This window comes from Streptomyces sp. NPDC031497 (assembly GCF_055580905.1).
The window spans coordinates 45,982-63,465 of record NZ_JBVIKO010000015.1 but is presented as its reverse complement, the minus strand read 5'-3'; the positions used below and the strand labels follow the sequence as shown (position 1 = coordinate 63,465).

The window sequence follows — 17,484 nt, the reverse complement described above, 5'->3', positions numbered from 1 at the left end:
CGTGACCTCGCCGTCGGCCGCCCAGCCGAACACACAGTCCTCTCCCGGCGCCCGGACCCGGTCCGCGCTGCGCGACCGGCCCTTCCGGCTGGCCGCGCCCCCCGTCTCCGGGACGTTCCGGCCGCGCCTCGTGCTGACCGGAGTACTCGTCGCCCTCGGCGCGTTCGCGCTGTTCTGCTGGGGCCTGGCGCTCGGCGACTATCCGGTGAGCCTGCCCGACGTCGTCAAGGCCCTGTTCGGCGTGGGCGATCCCGGCACGCTCACCGTCGTACGGGACCTGCGGCTGCCGCGCGCCCTCGCCGGGCTCCTCGTCGGCATCGCCTTCGGTGTCTCCGGGGCCGTGTTCCAGACGATGACCCGCAACGCGCTGGCCAGCCCCGACATGATCGGGCTGACCGAAGGCGCCGGAACCGCGGTGGTCGCGGCGGTGGTCCTCGGCTGGACCGGTGGCCTCGGGCTGTCCACGCTGGGACTGCTCGGCGCCCTCGCGACCGCGCTCCTCGTGTACGCGCTGGCCTGGAAGAGCGGGACCACCGGCTACCGCATCATCCTGGTCGGCATCGGCGTGTCCTGGATCTGCACCAGCGCCACCGACTTCCTGGTGGCCCGGGGCAGCCGGTTCCAGGCGGAAGAGGCGCTCGGCTGGCTGGTCGGCAACCTCAACGGCCGTACCTGGGACCAGGTGGACGCGCTGGCCGTCGCCCTGGCCGTGCTGCTGCCGGTGGCCCTGGGCATGGGCCGCTGGATGCGGACGCTCCAGCTCGGCGACGACGTGGCGGCCGGGCTCGGCACCCCCGTCCAGCCGGTCCGGCTGGCGCTGCTGCTCACCGGGGTCGGCCTGATCGCCTTCGGCACGGCCGCGGCCGGCCCGGTGGCGTTCGTGGCCCTGGCCAGTCCGCAGATCGCCCTGCGGCTGGCGGGCACCTCGTCGCCGCCCCCGCTCGTCTCCGGCCTCACCGGCGCGTTCGTCGTCCTCGGCTCCGACCTCCTCGCACGCGAGGCGATCCCCGGGACGGAACTGCCGGTCGGGGTCGTCACCGGCGCCCTGGGCGCGCCGGTCCTGCTGTGGCTGCTCATCCGCGCCAACCGCGCGGGCTCTGGAGGCTGATCCCATGTCGACCACCGACTCGCGCACCCCGCGGCCGACCGCCCCCGGCTCGCCCGGTTCCCCCGAAGGGCCTGCGGCCGGGCCCGAGTTGCGGGCCGCCGGCCTCCATCTGGCCTACGACGGACGGCCGGTGGTGGAGGACCTGGACCTCACCGTGCCCACCGGCCGGATCACGGCCATCGTCGGCGCCAACGCCTGTGGAAAGTCGACCCTGTTGCGGGCCCTCGCCCGGCTGCTCGCCCCGCGCCAGGGCGTGGTCGAGCTGGACGGCGCCGCGCTGCGCTCGATACCGACCCGCGAACTCGCGCGCAAGCTGGGCATTCTGCCGCAGACGCCGGTGGCGCCGGAGGGGCTGACCGTCGTCGACCTGGTGGGCCGCGGGCGTTCCCCGCACCAGACCTGGTGGCGGCAGTGGTCGGCGGCGGACGAGGAGGCGGTGCGGGCGGCGCTGGCCGCGACCGAACTCACCGACCTCGCGGACCGGCCGGTGGACGAGCTCTCCGGGGGCCAGCGGCAGCGCGCGTGGATCGCCATGGCGGTCGCTCAGGGCACCCCGGTCCTGCTGCTGGACGAGCCGACGACCTATCTCGACCTCGCGCACCAGATCGACGTGCTCGACCTGATCACGGACCTCAACCGGCGCGAGGGCCGCACGGTGGTGATGGTGCTGCACGACCTCAACCAGGCCTGCCGGTACGCCGATCACGTCATCGCCATGAAGGCGGGCCGGATCGTCGCCGAGGGCCCGCCGGCCGAGGTGGTCACCGAGGCCACCGTCGAGGACGTCTTCGACCTGCGCTGCCGGATCACCCCCGACCCGGTCAGCGGCACCCCGATGGTCATCCCGCTCGGCCGCCACCACCACGACGACGACACCCACGCCACCGAGGAAGCGATACCGGCCGCCGTCGACTGAGCCGACCGCCGAGACGACCCGCTGCGGCGCCACGCCCTGCCGGCCGGAAAGCTGGGCGGTCCGAGCCTCGCCCCCGGGAGGGCCGGCGAGTCCCGGAATCGCCGAACCCGCCGGTTCCCCCGAACACCCGGCGGCCCGACGAGTCCGCCGGGGGACGCAGGTTCACCGAAGTCCCGCGGTCCACCGGAAGGCCACTGAACCCCCGGGACCCGCCGGAGGCCCGAGTCCGGGAGGCGCGGCGGGAGTTGGGGCTCGCTTTCAGGGGCGGGACGTCAGGTAGCCGCCCATCGTGCGGAAGTATTCCGTCGCGGCGTACTCCGCGCCGTCGTCGGTCCGTACCCGGCGGACCAACAGGCCCCGGTCACGGCCCGTGTGGGCGTCGGGGCCCGCGACGATGACCACGCCGTCGTCCTCGCGGATGAAGATCCGGCCCGGGGTACCGCCGTAACGGCCCTCGGAGACGGCCGCGGAGACGATCCGCAGCCGCGCGCCGCCGTGGAAGGCGTACGCGTTGGGATACGGGTCCGACTGGGCCCGTACCAGGCGCTCCAGGCGCTCCGCGGGCCATGTCCAGTCGATGCGGCTGTCCTCCAGGGACCGCTTGTGGAAGAAGCTGGCACGGCCGCGGTCCTGCGGTATCCACTGGCCGGCGTCCCGGCCGGAGGCGATCAGGTCGAGCGACTCCCGCACGATGGGCGCGATCAGGCCGACGGTGCGGTGGAACAGGTCGGTGGCCGTGTCGGTGGGCCCGACCGGCACCGAGCGCTGCACCAGGACGTCTCCGGCGTCGAGTTCGGCGTTCATGCGGTGCGCGGTCACGCCGACCCGCTCCTCGCCGTTGAGCAGCGCCCAGATGATCGGCGAGAACCCGGCGTAGGCCGGCAGCAGGGAGTCGTGGACGTTGAGGGTGCCGTGCGGGGGCAGGTCGAACAGCTCCGGCGGCAGCCAGGTCCGCCAGTTGTTGGCGACGATGATGTCCGGACGGGACTCCCTCACGGCGGCGAGGAGTTCGGCGTCGTCGGGGCGGTTGCGCAGCAGCACCGGCACGTCGTGCTTCTCGGCCAGCTCGGCGACGTTGTCGTCCCAGATCTTCTCGTAGGCGTGCTCGCTCCTCGGGTGAGTGACGACGAGGACGACCTCGTGATCGGAGTCCAGCAACGCCTGCAGCGTTCGGTGACCCCACGTCTGGTAGCCGAGCATGACGACCCGCATGACGGTCCTTCCCTTCCAAGACTCCATTGCTAGGTAAGCCTTACCTTATCTAGCATGGGCAAGCCTGAGGGAGGCGATGCCAAGGTGAAATCACCGGTCAATGGTCCCGACGTCGTCCACGACATCGTCGGGATCGGTTTCGGCCCGTCAAATCTCGCTCTGTCCATAGCGGTTGAGGAGCACAACGCGGGTCTCGCGGCAGACCGTCGGATCGATGCCCTGTTCCTGGAGCGCCAGCCGCGGTTCGGCTGGCACCGGGGCATGCTGATCGACGACGCCACGATGCAGGTCTCCTTCCTCAAGGACCTCGTCACGCTGCGCAATCCGACCAGCGACTACAGCTTCCTGTGCTTCCTGCGAGAACGCGGCAGACTGATCGACTTCCTGAACCAGAAGACGCTCTTCCCGCTGCGGATGGAGTTCCACGAGTACTTCGAATGGGCGGCCACGCGGGTCGCGCACCAGGTGTCGTACGACAGCGAGGTGATCGCGGTGGACCCGGTGCGCGACGAGGACGGCCGGGTGGGCTTCTTCGACGTCACCCGCCGTGACCCGGCGCGCCCCGGGGCGGCTGTGACCCACCGGGCTCGCAACATCAGTGTGGCGATGGGACTCGAACCGCATGTGCCGCCCGGCCTCGAACTGGCCGAACGCGTCTGGCACAACAGCGAGTTGATACCGCGAGCCGAGCAACTGGCCGCAACGGGTGGGGCAGTGCGGCGGGCGGTCGTGCTCGGCGCCGGGCAGAGCGCCGCCGAGACGGTGGACTACCTCCACCGCACCTTCCCGGACGCCGAGGTGTGCTCGGTCTTCGCCAAGTACGGCTACACCCCGGCCGACGACAGCCCGTTCGCCAACCGGATCTTCGACCCGGAGGCGGTCGACGTCTACTTCTCGTCGCCGTCCGAGGTCAAGCAGTCCCTGCTCGACTACCACCGCTCCACGAACTACTCGGTGGTCGACATGGATCTGATCGAGTCGCTGTACGCCACCACGTACCGGGAGAAGGTGGCCGGCCGGGAGCGGCTGCGCTTCCTCAACGTCTCGCGGGTCCGCGGTGTCACTCCCGCCGCCGACGGCGGACTCGACGTCGCCGTCGAGTTCCTGCCCACCGGCGAGCGGCAGGTGCTGCCCGCCGACGTGCTGGTGCTCGCCACCGGCTACCGGCCCCGGGACCTGACGGCGATCCTCGGCGACGCGGCCAAACTGTGCCTCAAGGACGACGGGGACGAGATCCGGGTGGGCCGGGACCACCGCGTCGAGACGGTGCCGGAGGTCACCGCGGGCATCTACCTCCAGGGCGGCACCGAGCACACCCACGGGCTCACCAGCACGCTGCTGTCGACCGTGGCGGTCCGGGCGGAGGAGATCCACCGTTCCGTACTGGCCGACCGGCTGACGGCGGCCTGACCTCGCCCCCGCACTCCCGTGGCCCGGACGGTACGGTCCCGTTCGGGCCACGGGGTTCCCCGTGACCCGCGCCCCGCGGGGCCGGCGAACGGCTCCACGTCCCGCATCCAGGCGTCGGCCGCGGTCGGCAACGCCGTCGCGGAGCGGGCTCAGTACGGCCCGTGGGTCCAGCGGCCGGCCGTCATCGTGGCGTGCACCGGCATCGCGCGCAGCGCGTCCGGGTCCGCCGCCAGCGGATCCGCCTCCACGACCACCAGGTCGGCGGGGTCCCCGACCCTGATGAGCCGGCGCCCGCGCGCCGCCGCGGCCAGCGCGTCCCGTACCGGCAGGCGCTGTTCCGGATGCCAGGCCGGGCGGTCGTCGTCGGTGCGGCTGACGGCCGACGCGACGGCGAGCCAGGGGTCGAGCGGTGAGACGGGGGCGTCCGAACCGAACTCCAGCCGCGCCCCGGCGGCCAGCAGGTCGGCGTAGGCGAAGGCGCGTTCGGTGCGGCCGGTCCAGTACCGGTCCGCCACGTCCCGGTCGTCCGTGGCGTGCCGGGGCTGCACCCCCGCGACGACGTCCAACTCCGCGAAGCGCGGCAGGTCTTCGGGGCTCAGCAGCTGGGCGTGTTCGATCCGGCCACGGCAGCGCACGGCCTCGAAGGCGTCCAGGGCAACGGTGTTGGCGCGGTCGCCGATGGCGTGCACCGCGGGTTCGATGCCGTGGGCGGCGGCCCGGCGCATCAGCCGCACCAACTCGTCCGGTGGCGTCTGCTCGATGCCGTGGGCGCCGTCCGTGCCCTCAAGGCCGGGGTAAGGGTCACGGCAGAGCGCGGTGCGGGTGTTGAGCGAGCCGTCCGTGAAGAGCTTGAGGGGGCCGACCCGTACCAGGTCCCCGTGCGCGCCGATCCGCGACCCGGTGCGCAGTCCGCGTGCCAGGGCCGCGTCCAGGTGGCTCGGGTAGACGGCCGCGGCCACCCGTACGGCCGGCGGGAAGTCCGCCGAGCGCCGCTCCCAGGCGCCCACCGTGTCGCCGAACTGGAAGTCGATGACACCGGTGATCCCGCGGGCGGCGGCGGCCCGGCAGGCGTCGGCGACCCAGCCGTCCACCGTCTCGGCCGGCGCCTCGGGAAGCGCCGAGAGGACCACGTGTCCCTCGTGCTCCCGGACCAGTCCGGTCGGATGGTCGCCCCGACCGGCCAGCGCCAGGCAGGCGGAGTTCAGCCACACGGCGTGCAGATCGGCGCTGACCAGGGCGACCGGACGATCCGGCAGGGCCGCGTCGAGCAGCTCCTTGTGCGGGGCGTCGCTCCAGAGCCCGTCCCGGAAGCCGTATCCGAACAGCACCGACCCGCCGGGGGCCGCACGGCCGTGGTCGCGGACCCGGTCGGCCACCTCCCGCGCGGAGGAGGTGCCGGACAGATCGAGCCGGCGGCGTGCGCTGGCCCACTCGGCGAGATGGACGTGGGCGTCCCACAGTCCGGGCAGGAGGACCCGCCCGTCCAGGTCGAGGACCCGGTCACCCGCGACGAGTCCGGCGGACGCCGTGGTCTCCTGTTCCGCGACCACGTGGGTGACCCCGCCGTCCGCCACCCGAACCCGGACGAGCGGTCCGCCCGCCCCCAGCCGAACCCGGGCGAGCGTCAACGCCGTTCCCCGGGGCGCTGTCCGCGCCACCGGCCCGCGCGATGAGCCTGCCAAGTCCGTCATCGAGCCTCCCTCTGCGGCGGCAGCCGTCGTCAGCCGAGACACCGCGGCCTTGACCGCCGCCGGGACCACCCGTGGGCCACGACGGCACAGTCCCCCCGGCAGAGGCACGCTACGCCACCGCTCGACAGCGACAGCCGCAAAACTTAGGGTCACCTTATCCGCCTGATCGCGTTCGCGTCCGGTCCCCGTCGGGCGACGGACCGGCTCCCCGGACCTGCCGAAGGGCAGCGCCCACCCCACTCGGCCACGCCCGGACCGCCGGCGACCCGGACCGCCCGGCCGCCGGACGCACGCTCGCCGTCCGCCACACCTGGCGCGCCGCGGGCCGCCGGCACCGCGACTTCTCCCGCTCTCTCGGGGCGGCGCCGTCCGTCTCGTCCTGAATCGGCGGGCATGCGCGGACACCGACAGGGAACCGACAGCGACGTTTTACCGGGGGCTCATGTCGAGGTGGTCACTATCGGGATGCCGTCTGAACAGGTGGTGCCCGAAGACCGTACCCCTGGACGGATCAACGAGAAGCTCCGCGGAAGGGAACCCCTCACATGACCAGCGCATCGCTCAACCCCTCTGCCAAACCGGCCCGCCGTACGATCATGGCGGCTGCCGGAGCGGCGGGGCTCGCCGCCGCGCTGACCGCCTGCGGGTCGTCCGACGACTCGTCGAGCTCGACGACCACGAACAACGCGGGCGGTGGCTCCACCACCCAGGACAGCAACGGTTCGGGCGGTTCGACCGACACCTCCACGGCGGCGGCCGGTGGCTCCGCGCTCGCCAAGACCTCGGACATACCCGAGGGCGGCGGCACGATCTACAAGGACCAGGCCGTGGTCGTCACCCAGCCGACGTCGGGCACTTACAAGGCGTTCTCGACGAAGTGCCCGCACGCGGGCTGCGCGGTGGCGAGCATCGCCAACGGAGCGATCGTCTGTCCCTGCCACGGCAGTGAGTTCGCCATCGCCGACGGCAGCGTGAAGAAGGGCCCGGCGACGACGGGTCTGACGGCCGCGAACATCACCGTCTCCGGTGACCAGATCACGCTGGCCTGACCCTCGGCTCAGGCCCGCCCGCGCGGGTTCCTGAGGCAGCCGAGCACCTCGTCCGTGGTCGCGACCGTGGCGACCAACGCGAGGGTGTTGCGGACCATCGCGGGGGTGTACTCGGAGGGCACTCCCGCGACGGCGTCGGCCGGGACGACGGCCGTGTAGCCCCGGTTCACCGCGTCGAACACGGCGTTGGGGACGGCCACGTTGGCCGAGACCCCGGTGACGATCAGGGTGCGGCAGCCGAGGTTGCGCAGCAGCGGGTCGACGTCGGTCCCCTGGATCGGCGACAGGCCGTGCAGCCGCCGTACCACCAGGTCCTCCTCCGAGACCTCGATGGGGGGCGCGACGCGGACCGCCGCGGTGCCGGAGAGCTGCTGGACGGGCAGCCGCTCGGCGGCACGGAACAGGCGGGCGTTGCGGTTCGCGCCCCGGCCGTCGGGTCGGCGTTCGGCGAGCGCGTGGATCACCTGGACGCCGGTGTCGTGGGCGGCGGCGACCAGCCGGGCGATGTTGGCGAGGGCGCCCGACGCCCGGGCCTCGTGGGCGAGTTCGGGCAGCGCGCTCTGCGGGCCGACCACGCCCTGCTGGCACTCCACGGTGAGCAGGACGGTGCTCACGGGATCGATGAGCTCCGCGAGCCGTTCGTACGACGGCATGTGACGCCCCCTTCCGCCTCGGTGCGGGGCGGGCGAGACTAACCAGCATTGCGCGGGAACGGAAGAAGAGGGGGCCGCATGACCGTCACGCAGCGCCGGGGCCGGAAGATCATGATGACGCCCGGTGAGCTGGACGAGTTCCTCACCACACAGCGCACCTGCCGGGTCGCGACCGTGTCGGCGTCCGGTGACCCGCACGTCAGCGCCCTGTGGTTCGCCTGGGACGGCACGTCGCTGTGGCTGTACTCGGTGGTGCGCAGCCAGCGCTGGAAGGACCTGAGCCGCGATCCGCGGGTGGCGGTCGTGGTCGACTCCGGTGAGGAGTACGACCAGTTGCGCGGCGTGGAGCTGAGAGGGACCGTCGAGTTCGTGGGCGAGGTCCCGCGCACCGGTGAGCTGGTCGCCGAACTCGACTACGTCGAGACCCTGTTCGCGCGCAAGAACTTCGGCCTGGACGAGATGCCGCACGACGGCAGGCACGCCTGGGCCCGGCTGACCCCGGCGAAGATCGCCTCCTGGGACTTCCGCAAGCTGGGGAGCTGAGGAGCGTCGCGCCTACTCGGTGGCGACGGCCGCGGCGGACAGCAGGGTGGCCGCGGCCAGGGTGCCCCAGAGGGCGGCCGGGCCGCGCGCCGCGAGGGTGGTGATGACCACCGGGGAGACCGCGAGCCCGAACCCCGTGGAGAGCTGGAAGCGGGCCAGGGCCCGGCCCAGGACATGGGCCGGGGCGAGATGGGTCACGAGGGCGGTGGCGCTGCCCGCGTAGCCGATCTCACCGAGGGTGCAGACCACGGACACCGCGGCGAGGGCCGGGGCGCCCCAGCCGCTTCCCGCCCCGGCGACCGCGAGGAAGCCGAGGTAGGACGCGGTGAGCACCAGGCCGGCCAAGGCGAGCACGGTCCGCCGGGAGAACCGGGACATCAGGACGGTGACCGGTACCTGGAGGACGACCACCAGCACCGTGTTGGCCACGAAGATCACGGCCGACCACACCGGGGACGCGTGCAGCTGTGTCACCAGGACCAGCGGGAGCGCGACTTCGGGGACGTTGAGACAGAAGACGTAGACCACGTTGGCGATCAGCAGCGCGCGCATCCGGGGTGCGGGCCGGTCGTCCGCGTCCTCCGTCGGGGCGGCGGCCGGATGCGCGTGGATGCGGACCGACCAGGCCAGGGCCGCGGCCACGCAATAGGCGAGTCCGGTGCCGGCCGCCAGGGCCCGGAACGCGGTGCTGCCGCCCGCCAGGCAGGCGGTGGCGACGAGTGCGCCGACGCCCAGGCCGGCGTTGCGCAGGGCGCGGCCGGCCGCCAGGGCCGCGTCGCGTTCCCGGCCGTGGGCGACCGTGGCCACGAGGGCGGCGTGGGCGGCCGGCCAGGCCTGATTGCCGATGCCGAGGAAGAGCGCCGCCGCCACGAACAAGGAGACGTGTCCCGGCGGGGCCGCCAGCAGCAGGGCCACGCCCACCACCCGCACCAGCATCGACGCCGCCACGGCCGAGCTCCGGGCGCCCCGGTCCAGCCAGCGGCCCACCGCGGGCATGCACACCAGCCCCGCGACGATGCCAACGGTCATGGCGGCGCCGGTGACGGGTGCGGACAGCCGCAGCACCGTCACCCCGTAGAGCAGCAGAAAGGGCCGCAGCAGACCGGTGCCGAGCGCGTCCACGGCGAGGGCGAAGGCATAGCGGGGGCCTCCGGAGGCCCGGAGGAGGGTGCGGGGCCGGATACCGGTGGTGATGGTCATGGCGCCCAAGTTGCGTCCGACCGCCGGGCGGGGCACGCGGGTTGACGGATACCGTCAACCCGCGGCGGCGTCCGCCGTCCGGCCGGGGATGATGACCGGATGACGCTTCGCATCGACATCAGCGGGCCGCCGGCCGAGCGGCTGCGGTTCGCCGCCTCGCCGCTGGCCGAACTGACCGCGATGCTGCATGTGCTGGCCGAACCCGGGCATCATCCGCAGCTGGCCGGCTGGGCCGCGGACGTCTGGGCCGGGCTGCGGCCGGAGCTGGCCGAGCGGCTCCGGGAGGCGGACTTCCTCTGGCGGTCCTCGCAGGCGGACTTCCTGATCCCCGCCCGGCCCCGGACCGCCCTCGCCGAGGAGCTGGACGACGTGGACCGGATCGACGACGAACGGTATGTGACCGCCGCGCTCGTCACCACGTGCGGCAGCAGCCGGGTGCACTTCGCCGCCCGGTCGCCGCTCGCCGACCCGGCCGCGCGGCAGCGGGCCCTGGATCTGGCGCAGGCGCGCGGCGCGTCCCAGGAGGCCTTCGCGGAACGGCTGCTCACGGACCCGGCCGCGGTGCGGGCCCGGTTGCGCGACACCCTCGAACAATGTGCCGAGGCGTTCTTCGACGCCGCCTGGACGGGTATCGCGGTGCGGCTCGCCGCCGATCTGCGGCTCAAGAACGACGTGCTGAAACACCAGGGTCTCGGCGCGGCGCTCGCCTCGGTCTCCGGCGCGGTCACCCTGGCACCGGACGGCGACCGCATCATCGTGGACAAGCTCCAGGACAAGTCGGCCGCCGCCCACGGCACCGGGGTCACCTTCATCCCGACCGTCTTCGGCCGCCCGCACCTGGTGGCGGTCCACACACCCGGGTGGCAGCCGGTGGTGCAGTACCCCGTCGCCGAGCCCGAGCCGTCGGAGCCGGTGCCGCTGGAGACGGTCACGCTACGGCTGGAGGCGCTCGCGCATCCGGTACGGCTGCGGCTGCTGCGCACGCTGGCCCGGGGCCCGCACACCACCCGCGAGCTGGCCCACGCCTGGGAACTCTCGCCGCCCGAAGTCTCCCGCCACCTCGCGGTCCTGCGCCGCGCGGGCCTGCTCACGGCCCGGCGCCACGGCCGTTACGTCCGCTACAGCCTCAGCCTGCCCGACCTGACGGCACTGGGCACCGACCTGCTCGCGGCCGTACTGCGCTGAACGGTGCCGGTCCGGTGTGGCGCGGGGCAGCGTGGGTCAGGAGATCACCTCGGCCGCGCCCCGCAGGGCCTGTACCGCCGCGCGGATCGAGGGACGGCGGTCGGCGTCGGCCCGCCAGACGGCGTACACATGGCGGCGCGCCCGCTGCTTCAGCGGCACCATGAGGACGCCCTCCGGCACCGGGTGGCGGCCCAGCAGCGGCGCGATGCAGACCCCCAGCCCGGCGGCCACCAGGTTGAGTTGCGTGTGGGTCTCGGCCGCGCGGTGGCCGATGCGCGGTTCGATGCCGCGGGAGCGCAGCGTGAACATCAGCCACTCGTGGCAGAACTCGCCCTCGCCCCAGGTGATCCACTCGTCGTCGGCGAACTCCCCCAGGTCCACCTCGCCCCGCCCGGCCAGCCGGTGCCCGGTCGACAGGGCCACATCGGCGGGGTCGTCCAGCAGCGGCGCCTTGACCAGCCCGTCGGGCAGCGGCATCGGCTTGTTGTACCAGTCCAGGACGACGGCGAGGTCGAGGTCGCCGCGCACCACCCCGGCGACGCCTTTCTCCGGTTCCAGTTCGCCGGAGCGCACGCGCAGCGCCGGGTGCCGGGCGCGCAGGGTGGCCAGCGCGGTCGGGAACAGGCCGCGGGCGGCCGTCGGGAACGCCGCGACCGCGAGCTCGCCGACGACCTGACCCCGGTGTGCCTCCAGGTCGGACTGGGCCAGCTCCACCTGGGAGAGGATCCGGGCCGCGTGCTCGGCGAGCAGCCGGCCGGCATCGGTGAGCCGCACCCCCCGGCCGTTCCTGGCGAGGAGCTGCTGGTCCACCTCCCGTTCCAGCTTGCCCATCTGCTGCGACACCGCCGACGTGGTGACATGCAGGGCCTCGGCGGCCCCGCTCACCGAGCCGTGCCGGGCAAGGGCGTCGAGGGTGCGCAGGCGCTCCAGGTTCAACATGTAAGCGATTCTAAGAGGAAACTGCCTGCAGATCTCAAATGTGCTACGACGTTGGTTGCGGCGCCCGCACCGCGGCCTCGCCGCCGTGCGGGACCGGTCCCGCCTAGGCCTGGATGCGGCCACTCGCCGGTGTGACCGCCGCCGCGACGGCCGCCGCCAGCGGGCCGGTCTCCTCGGGGGTCAGTGTCGAGACCGTGATCCGGATACCGGCTGGGGAGGCCAGGCGGTACCGCGCCCCCGGGGACACCGCCCACCCCTCGTGCAGCAGACGGGACACCGCGCCCGTCTCGTCCGGGACCGGGACCCAGACGTTCATCCCGCTGCGGCCGTGCGCCTCGATGCCGTGGTCGGCGAGCGCGTCGATCAGCAGCTCACGGCGGGCCCGGTAGGCCGCCGCCACCCGCGGGCCGTGCACCGCGCCGTCCGTCCGCATCCGGACCACCGTGCGCTGGAGCAGGCGGCTCACCCAGCCCGGTCCCAGCCGCTGCCGGCCCCGTACCCGGTCGACGGTGACCTCGTCGCCGGTCATGACGGCCAGCCGCAGGTCCGGGCCGTAGGCCTTGGCGACCGAGCGGACGAAGGCCCAGTGCCGGGTGGTGCCCACCAGGGGGTGCAGGGGCAGGTCGACGATGCCGTGGCCGTGGTCGTCCTCGATCAGCACGGTGTGCGGGTGGTCGCGCAGCACGGCGCGCAGCGCCCGCGCGCGTGCGGCGCTCACCGCGGCGCCGGTGGGGTTGTGCGCCCGGGCGGTGACGATCAGGGCGCGCGCCCCGGACTCCAGCGCCCGGCGCAGGCTGTCGGCGCGCGGTCCGTCGTCGTCGACGGCCACCGGGACGGTGCGCAGACCCAGTGCGGGGACGAGATCGAGGGTGCGGCCCCATCCGGGGTCCTCGACGGCGACCGGGTCGCCCGGCTTGAGGTGCGCCAGCAGGACCCGCTCGACGGCGTCGAGGGAGCCGGAGGTGACGGTGAACGGCCCGTCGGGCACACCGTCGGCGGTGAGTTCGGCGCGAGAGATCCGCTCCAGCTCCGGCTCGACGGGGTCGACGCCGTAGAGGACCGGGGCGCGCTCGTCCTCGTCGGCCGCCAGGGCCGTCAGGGCCGGCGCGAGAGCGGGGAGCAGCGCGGGGTCGGGGTTGCCGGAGGACAGGTCGCGCACGCCGGCCGGGACGTCGACCCGGATCTTCTCCCGTCCGGTGGTGGCCGGGGTGGACCGGACACGACTGCCCCGCCGGCCGGCGGTCTCGATGACCCCGCGCTCGCGCAGGGTGCGGTACGCGGCCGCGACCGTATTGGGATTCACCCCGAGTCGGCCAGCCAACTCCCGCATCGGCGGCAGCAGTTGGCCAGGCTCCAGCTCGCCCGTGCCCACCGCGTGCTCGACGCTGGCCGCAATCTCCGCTGCGCCCCGGCCTTCGATCAGATATTCTCCTAGCACAAAGCAGATTATGCACTAGTGCAATGGAGATACGCAATGGAGACCGCCGAGCCCGCCGTGCAGGGGACCGTACCGGCGCAGCCCGCCGCCTACACCCCGACCGACCGCACCGTCCCGACGCGCTCCGCGGAGCGGGCGTCGTACGACAAGGACGTGGTGCACTCGATCCTCGACGAGGGGTACGTCTGCCACCTCGGCTTCGTGCGCGACGGCGCGCCGGTGGTGCTGCCGACGCTGTTCGCCCGGGTCGGCGAGGTGCTGTACCTGCACGGCTCGACCGGCTCGCGCCCGCTGCGGATGACCGGCCAGGCCGACCCCGGGCTCCCGGTGTGCGTGACGGTCACCCATGTCGACGGCCTGGTGCTGGCCCGCTCCGCCTTCCACCACTCGATCAACTACCGCTCGGTCGTGGTGCACGGCGTCGCCCACCAGGTCACCGACCCCGAGGAGAGGCGGCTCGCGCTGGACGCCCTGGTCGACCACGTGGTGCCGGGCCGCTCCGCCGACTCCCGACCGGCCAACCGGAAGGAACTGGCCGCGACGGCGGTGATCCGCCTGGACCTGACCGAGGTCTCGGCCAAGACCCGCACGGGCGGCGCCCATGACGAGCCCGAGGACCTGGACCTGCCGTACTGGGCGGGCGTGGTGCCGCTGCGGAAGGGGTACGGCACTCCGATCGGCAACGGCGACCTGGCGGCGGACGTACCGGTTCCGTCGTACCTGAAGGGCGTCTGATCTCAGTTCCGGCAACGGGAACGCGCCCCGTCAGGGGCGCGGGGCCGCATTGATGTGCGGCTGCCGCCGCGCGGGCGCGACCAGCCACGGAAGAACCGCGCCCGCCGACGAACCGGTCACCCCGCGGACGTCGAGGCGACCCGCCCCTCCACCGCGCTCCGGTCCACCACCGACTCCTTCGCCGGCGTCGAGGACTGCGCGATGAACGCGCCCAGCAGCACCACGGCCCCGCCCAGTACCTGCGGCGCCGCCAGCCGCTCCCCCAGCAGCACCCAGGCCAGCACGGTCGCCACGACCGCCTCGAGACAGGCCACCACCCCCGCGACCTGCGGAGACAGCCGCCGCACCGACAGCACACCGGTGACGTAGGCGACGACCGTCGCGACCAGCACGATCCACACCAGCAGGGCGAAGGCCGGCACCGTCGACCCGTTCATCCGCGCGGAGCCGGCCAGCACCGACCAGTCCATCGTCCACGGCCGCGCCACGAGCGTCAGCACACCGGCCCCCACCAGCAGCCCGTACGCGATGACTCCCAGGGGATCCACGCCGTCTCCGCCACCGTGATCGGCGAGCACGAAGTACCCCACCTGACAGCAGGCCGCCGCCAGTGCCAGCGCCAGCCCCAGCGCGTCGAAGCTCAGCCCCGCCCACACCTCCACGACGCACGCGAGACCGCCGGCCGCGAGGGCGACGCCGAGCGCGGCGGCGCGGGTGACCGGCCGGCGCTGCACGAAACGGACCCAGCCGAGCACCAGCGCGGGGGCGAGGTACTCCACGAGCAGCGCGACCCCCACCGGTATGCGGGAGATCGCGGCGAAGTAGCAGGCCTGGACCCCGGCGACGGCGAGCAGGCCGAACCCGGCGAGCAGCGCGGGCCGACGGCGCGGCAGGTCACGGTGGCGTACGGCGAGCGGCAGCATCACCAGGGCGGCACCCGCCACCCGCAGCCACACCACGTGCAGCGGGTCGAGCCCGGCCTCGATCAGCGGCTTGGCCGCGACGCCGGAGCCGCCGAAGGCGAGCGCCGACCCGAGGGCGAGGGAGAGCCCGAGGCCCCTGCCATGGCTGCTGTCAGTGATACGCACCGGCACATGATGCCAGGGGGCGACATGAGCGTCACCCCGGTTGACCCCTGTCTCAACGGCTGGACGTGCGACTCTCCGCCTCGGCGTCCCATGCTCCGCCGTCCCCGTCGACCCGCACGGCCAGGGCACGGGCGGCCACTCCGGCCCGCTCCAGCACCTCCACGGCCCGGGACTCCGGGTCCACGACGAGGCCCGCCAGCAGATCGGTGCCGTCGGCCCGCTCGGCGGTGCGGCGCCGGGCGCGGCTTCGGGCGTACTCCAGGGCGGCCGCGGCCACCGGTGACCAGGCCCCGTCCCCCTTCGCGCCGGCCTGCGGAACGGCCGGCAGCGCGCCGGAGTCCTCGACCCCGCTCTGCCAGCGCAGCCCGTAGCCGATGCTGCGCTGCACGAGATAGCCGAGCAGCCGGGCGAGTTGCGGGGTGTCGCCGATGACGGCGCGGACCTCGGGGTCGTACTCGATCAGCGAGTGCAGCAGATGGGCGGTGTCGACCTGGCGGTCCCCGTCCCGCACCGCCCTCCGGCGGGCACCGGCGACCACCGCTGCCAGCTCGGCACCGAGCCCTGCATCGTCGTCCGTGTGGATGCCGCCCTGGTCCTGGACGGGCTGGCGGGGAATACGGGGTTGCACATCCCCTACCTCATCAACCGCAAGCGCTTGAGTCATCGCCGAGGGGAAGCATCTTCGCGTCCCACGCAGAGTGGACGGCGACGGCCGGAATCTCCTCCTTACGGATGAGATCAGGCCGATTCCCCCGCCAGGGCGCGCGCCGTCTTGCCGTGCGCCCCGTACGCAACCGCCGCGCACCGGTCGCACGTCTCTCGTCGTTATGGAGAGCGGGTACGGTTGCTGGCTGGTCGCGCTGCCTGCGGTCGACGGCAGGCAGTACGTGTACCGGGTGTACGCGCCAAAGGACGCACTGCTCGCGGACCTGTTCTGGGACGCCTGGCACTGCCACGACGAAAGCGCGTTCCCGCGGGCCTGGGACCTGTTCGACGCGGCGGAGATACGGCGGGTGGGCTGAGACTGAGACCCCGGGCGCGACCGGAGATCCGCACATTTCCTGACGGTTCATCAGTATTGAATGTTCGAGGCCCTGCGGCTACGTTCCGCGACACCGTAGCCCGATACGAAGGGGTGGTCGCATGGCCGAAGTCAGCGCGGAGTCACGCATCCAGGCACCGGCCGAGAAGGTATGGGCACAGCTCACCGACTGGCCGGCGTACGGGCAGTGGAACGCGACCCACACCAGTTTCCCCAAGGGCGGCCCGGAGCACCTGGCGGTGGGCGGGACCTTCCAGGAGAACATGAAGCTGATGGGCTTCCCGGCGGAGGTCGAGTGGACCATCGAGGAGCTGGAGCCGGCTCGGGTGCTGGCGATCCGCGGCAAGGGCCCGATGGCGGTGACCGTCGCGACCCGCTACACGCTGACCCCGGACGGGGACGCGACGGGGGTGCGGATCGACGGCGAGTTCACGGGCGCGGCCGTGTCACTGATGGCGGGCAAGCTCAAGGACTCGGCGACGGCCGCCCTGAACGAGTCGCTGCGCAAGCTGGCCGGGCTGGTGGCCTGAGCTTTGCCCCGGGCAGCCGGAAGGGCGCCCCGCGGATCACTCCACGGGGCGCCCTGTTCGCCGTGACCACGGGGGTCAGTCCTCGTCGGCGAGGATGAGGTACAGCTTCTTGCGGGTGTCGTTGATGACGGCCAGCGCTTTCTCACGCTGTTCCTTGGTGCCGGTCTTCCAGACCTGCCCGAAGGCCTCCATCAGACCGAAGCCGGCCTGCCGGATCTCGCCGAGGGCCTCGAAGTCGACCCCGCGGGAAGCCTCTTCCCAAGGGGCGTCCGGACCCTCGTCGGCGGCCGTGCGGCCGCTGTCGGTGAGGGAGAACAGCTTCTTGCCGCCCTCGCTCTCACTGGTGATCAGGCCCTCGTCCTCCAGCAGCTGGAGGGTGGGGTAGACCGAGCCGGGGCTGGGCTTCCACGCACCGCCGCTGCGCTCGGCGATCTCCTGGATCATCTCGTAGCCGTGCATCGGCCGGTCCTTCAGCAGGGCCAGGATCGAGGCCCGGACGTCACCGCGCCGCGCCCTTCCCCTGGGGCCTCCCCGCCCTCGCGGCCCCCAGTGCCCCGGTCCGAAACCGGGCCCGCCGGGGCCGAAGCCGGGGCCACCCGGACCGAAGGGCCCGAACGCCGCACGGCGTCCCTGTCGCTGTCCATGTCCACGCTCGTGTCCGTGGGAACGCATGACAACCACTCCATTCCATCGTTGATCTGTCGCGTATCGTTCGCGATGCGTCAACGATATATCGGGAGCACTC

General features: G+C 73.2%; 18 protein-coding genes. 9 read left to right on the top strand and 9 right to left on the bottom strand.

Going from position 1 to position 17,484, the window contains the following annotated elements:
* Nucleotide 1 precedes the first annotated feature (1 nt).
* Entirely contained in the window at nucleotides 2–1,108 is a 1,107-nt protein-coding gene (locus tag ACZ5K7_RS28195; RefSeq protein WP_468917470.1) for a FecCD family ABC transporter permease, read from the top strand.
* 4 nt (nucleotides 1,109–1,112) lie between these two features.
* Nucleotides 1,113–2,024, top strand: a complete 912-nt coding sequence (locus tag ACZ5K7_RS28190) for an ABC transporter ATP-binding protein (RefSeq protein ID WP_468917468.1) — start codon at nucleotides 1,113–1,115, stop codon at nucleotides 2,022–2,024.
* Nucleotides 2,025–2,282: 258 nt separating this feature from the next.
* Here ACZ5K7_RS28190 and ACZ5K7_RS28185 read toward each other — a convergent pair whose 3' ends face one another.
* The gene (locus tag ACZ5K7_RS28185) at nucleotides 2,283–3,236 is read right to left on the bottom strand and encodes a methionyl-tRNA formyltransferase (protein WP_468917465.1); all 954 of its coding nucleotides are present in this window, start codon (nucleotides 3,234–3,236) and stop codon (nucleotides 2,283–2,285) included.
* A gap of 84 nt (nucleotides 3,237–3,320) precedes the next feature.
* On the opposite strand from ACZ5K7_RS28185, the gene ACZ5K7_RS28180 reads away from it, so the two are divergent.
* A complete protein-coding gene (locus ACZ5K7_RS28180) occupies nucleotides 3,321–4,646 on the top strand; it encodes a lysine N(6)-hydroxylase/L-ornithine N(5)-oxygenase family protein (RefSeq protein ID WP_468917771.1) in 1,326 nt (441 codons plus the stop codon).
* Nucleotides 4,647–4,795: 149 nt separating this feature from the next.
* Here ACZ5K7_RS28180 and ACZ5K7_RS28175 read toward each other — a convergent pair whose 3' ends face one another.
* Nucleotides 4,796–6,337: an amidohydrolase gene (locus tag ACZ5K7_RS28175; protein ID WP_468917462.1), complete on the bottom strand. Its 1,542-nt coding sequence runs from the start codon at nucleotides 6,335–6,337 to the stop codon at nucleotides 4,796–4,798.
* 545 nt (nucleotides 6,338–6,882) lie between these two features.
* Between ACZ5K7_RS28175 and ACZ5K7_RS28170 the strand changes: the two genes are divergently transcribed.
* On the top strand, nucleotides 6,883–7,386 hold the full coding sequence (locus ACZ5K7_RS28170) for a Rieske (2Fe-2S) protein (protein ID WP_351706265.1): 504 nt from the start codon (nucleotides 6,883–6,885) through the stop codon (nucleotides 7,384–7,386).
* An 8-nt stretch (nucleotides 7,387–7,394) separates the two neighbouring features.
* Here ACZ5K7_RS28170 and ACZ5K7_RS28165 read toward each other — a convergent pair whose 3' ends face one another.
* On the bottom strand, nucleotides 7,395–8,039 hold the full coding sequence (locus tag ACZ5K7_RS28165; RefSeq protein ID WP_468917458.1) for a cysteine hydrolase family protein: 645 nt from the start codon (nucleotides 8,037–8,039) through the stop codon (nucleotides 7,395–7,397).
* A gap of 78 nt (nucleotides 8,040–8,117) precedes the next feature.
* On the opposite strand from ACZ5K7_RS28165, the gene ACZ5K7_RS28160 reads away from it, so the two are divergent.
* Nucleotides 8,118–8,582 (top strand): pyridoxamine 5'-phosphate oxidase family protein, encoded by a 465-nt coding sequence (locus ACZ5K7_RS28160; RefSeq protein ID WP_351706271.1) that lies wholly within the window; start codon nucleotides 8,118–8,120, stop codon nucleotides 8,580–8,582.
* 12 nt (nucleotides 8,583–8,594) lie between these two features.
* Here the strand turns inward: ACZ5K7_RS28160 and ACZ5K7_RS28155 are convergent, their stop codons facing one another.
* Nucleotides 8,595–9,782 (bottom strand): MFS transporter, encoded by a 1,188-nt coding sequence (locus tag ACZ5K7_RS28155; protein WP_351706274.1) that lies wholly within the window; start codon nucleotides 9,780–9,782, stop codon nucleotides 8,595–8,597.
* Between the two features lie 99 nt (nucleotides 9,783–9,881).
* On the opposite strand from ACZ5K7_RS28155, the gene ACZ5K7_RS28150 reads away from it, so the two are divergent.
* Complete coding sequence (locus ACZ5K7_RS28150) at nucleotides 9,882–10,967, top strand: DUF5937 family protein (protein ID WP_468917454.1); 1,086 nt, start codon at nucleotides 9,882–9,884, stop codon at nucleotides 10,965–10,967.
* Nucleotides 10,968–11,003: 36 nt separating this feature from the next.
* On the opposite strand, the gene ACZ5K7_RS28145 is transcribed toward ACZ5K7_RS28150, so the two are convergent.
* A complete protein-coding gene (locus ACZ5K7_RS28145; protein WP_351706280.1) occupies nucleotides 11,004–11,906 on the bottom strand; it encodes a LysR family transcriptional regulator in 903 nt (300 codons plus the stop codon).
* 103 nt (nucleotides 11,907–12,009) lie between these two features.
* Nucleotides 12,010–13,344 (bottom strand): aminotransferase class I/II-fold pyridoxal phosphate-dependent enzyme, encoded by a 1,335-nt coding sequence (locus ACZ5K7_RS28140; protein ID WP_468917451.1) that lies wholly within the window; start codon nucleotides 13,342–13,344, stop codon nucleotides 12,010–12,012.
* A 57-nt stretch (nucleotides 13,345–13,401) separates the two neighbouring features.
* On the opposite strand from ACZ5K7_RS28140, the gene ACZ5K7_RS28135 reads away from it, so the two are divergent.
* Nucleotides 13,402–14,079 (top strand): pyridoxamine 5'-phosphate oxidase family protein, encoded by a 678-nt coding sequence (locus tag ACZ5K7_RS28135; RefSeq protein ID WP_468917768.1) that lies wholly within the window; start codon nucleotides 13,402–13,404, stop codon nucleotides 14,077–14,079.
* A gap of 116 nt (nucleotides 14,080–14,195) precedes the next feature.
* Here ACZ5K7_RS28135 and ACZ5K7_RS28130 read toward each other — a convergent pair whose 3' ends face one another.
* Nucleotides 14,196–15,173 carry an EamA family transporter gene (locus ACZ5K7_RS28130; RefSeq protein ID WP_351706289.1) on the bottom strand — a complete coding sequence of 326 codons (978 nt, stop codon included), beginning with the start codon at nucleotides 15,171–15,173 and terminating at the stop codon, nucleotides 14,196–14,198.
* Between the two features lie 46 nt (nucleotides 15,174–15,219).
* Complete coding sequence (locus ACZ5K7_RS28125) at nucleotides 15,220–15,795, bottom strand: hypothetical protein (protein WP_468917448.1); 576 nt, start codon at nucleotides 15,793–15,795, stop codon at nucleotides 15,220–15,222.
* Between the two features lie 199 nt (nucleotides 15,796–15,994).
* Between ACZ5K7_RS28125 and ACZ5K7_RS28120 the strand changes: the two genes are divergently transcribed.
* Nucleotides 15,995–16,189 (top strand): hypothetical protein, encoded by a 195-nt coding sequence (locus tag ACZ5K7_RS28120; protein WP_468917446.1) that lies wholly within the window; start codon nucleotides 15,995–15,997, stop codon nucleotides 16,187–16,189.
* A gap of 121 nt (nucleotides 16,190–16,310) precedes the next feature.
* Nucleotides 16,311–16,739, top strand: a complete 429-nt coding sequence (locus tag ACZ5K7_RS28115; protein WP_468917443.1) for a type II toxin-antitoxin system Rv0910 family toxin — start codon at nucleotides 16,311–16,313, stop codon at nucleotides 16,737–16,739.
* A 75-nt stretch (nucleotides 16,740–16,814) separates the two neighbouring features.
* Here the strand turns inward: ACZ5K7_RS28115 and ACZ5K7_RS28110 are convergent, their stop codons facing one another.
* Entirely contained in the window at nucleotides 16,815–17,411 is a 597-nt protein-coding gene (locus tag ACZ5K7_RS28110; protein ID WP_351712344.1) for a PadR family transcriptional regulator, read from the bottom strand.
* Nucleotides 17,412–17,484 lie beyond the last annotated feature (73 nt).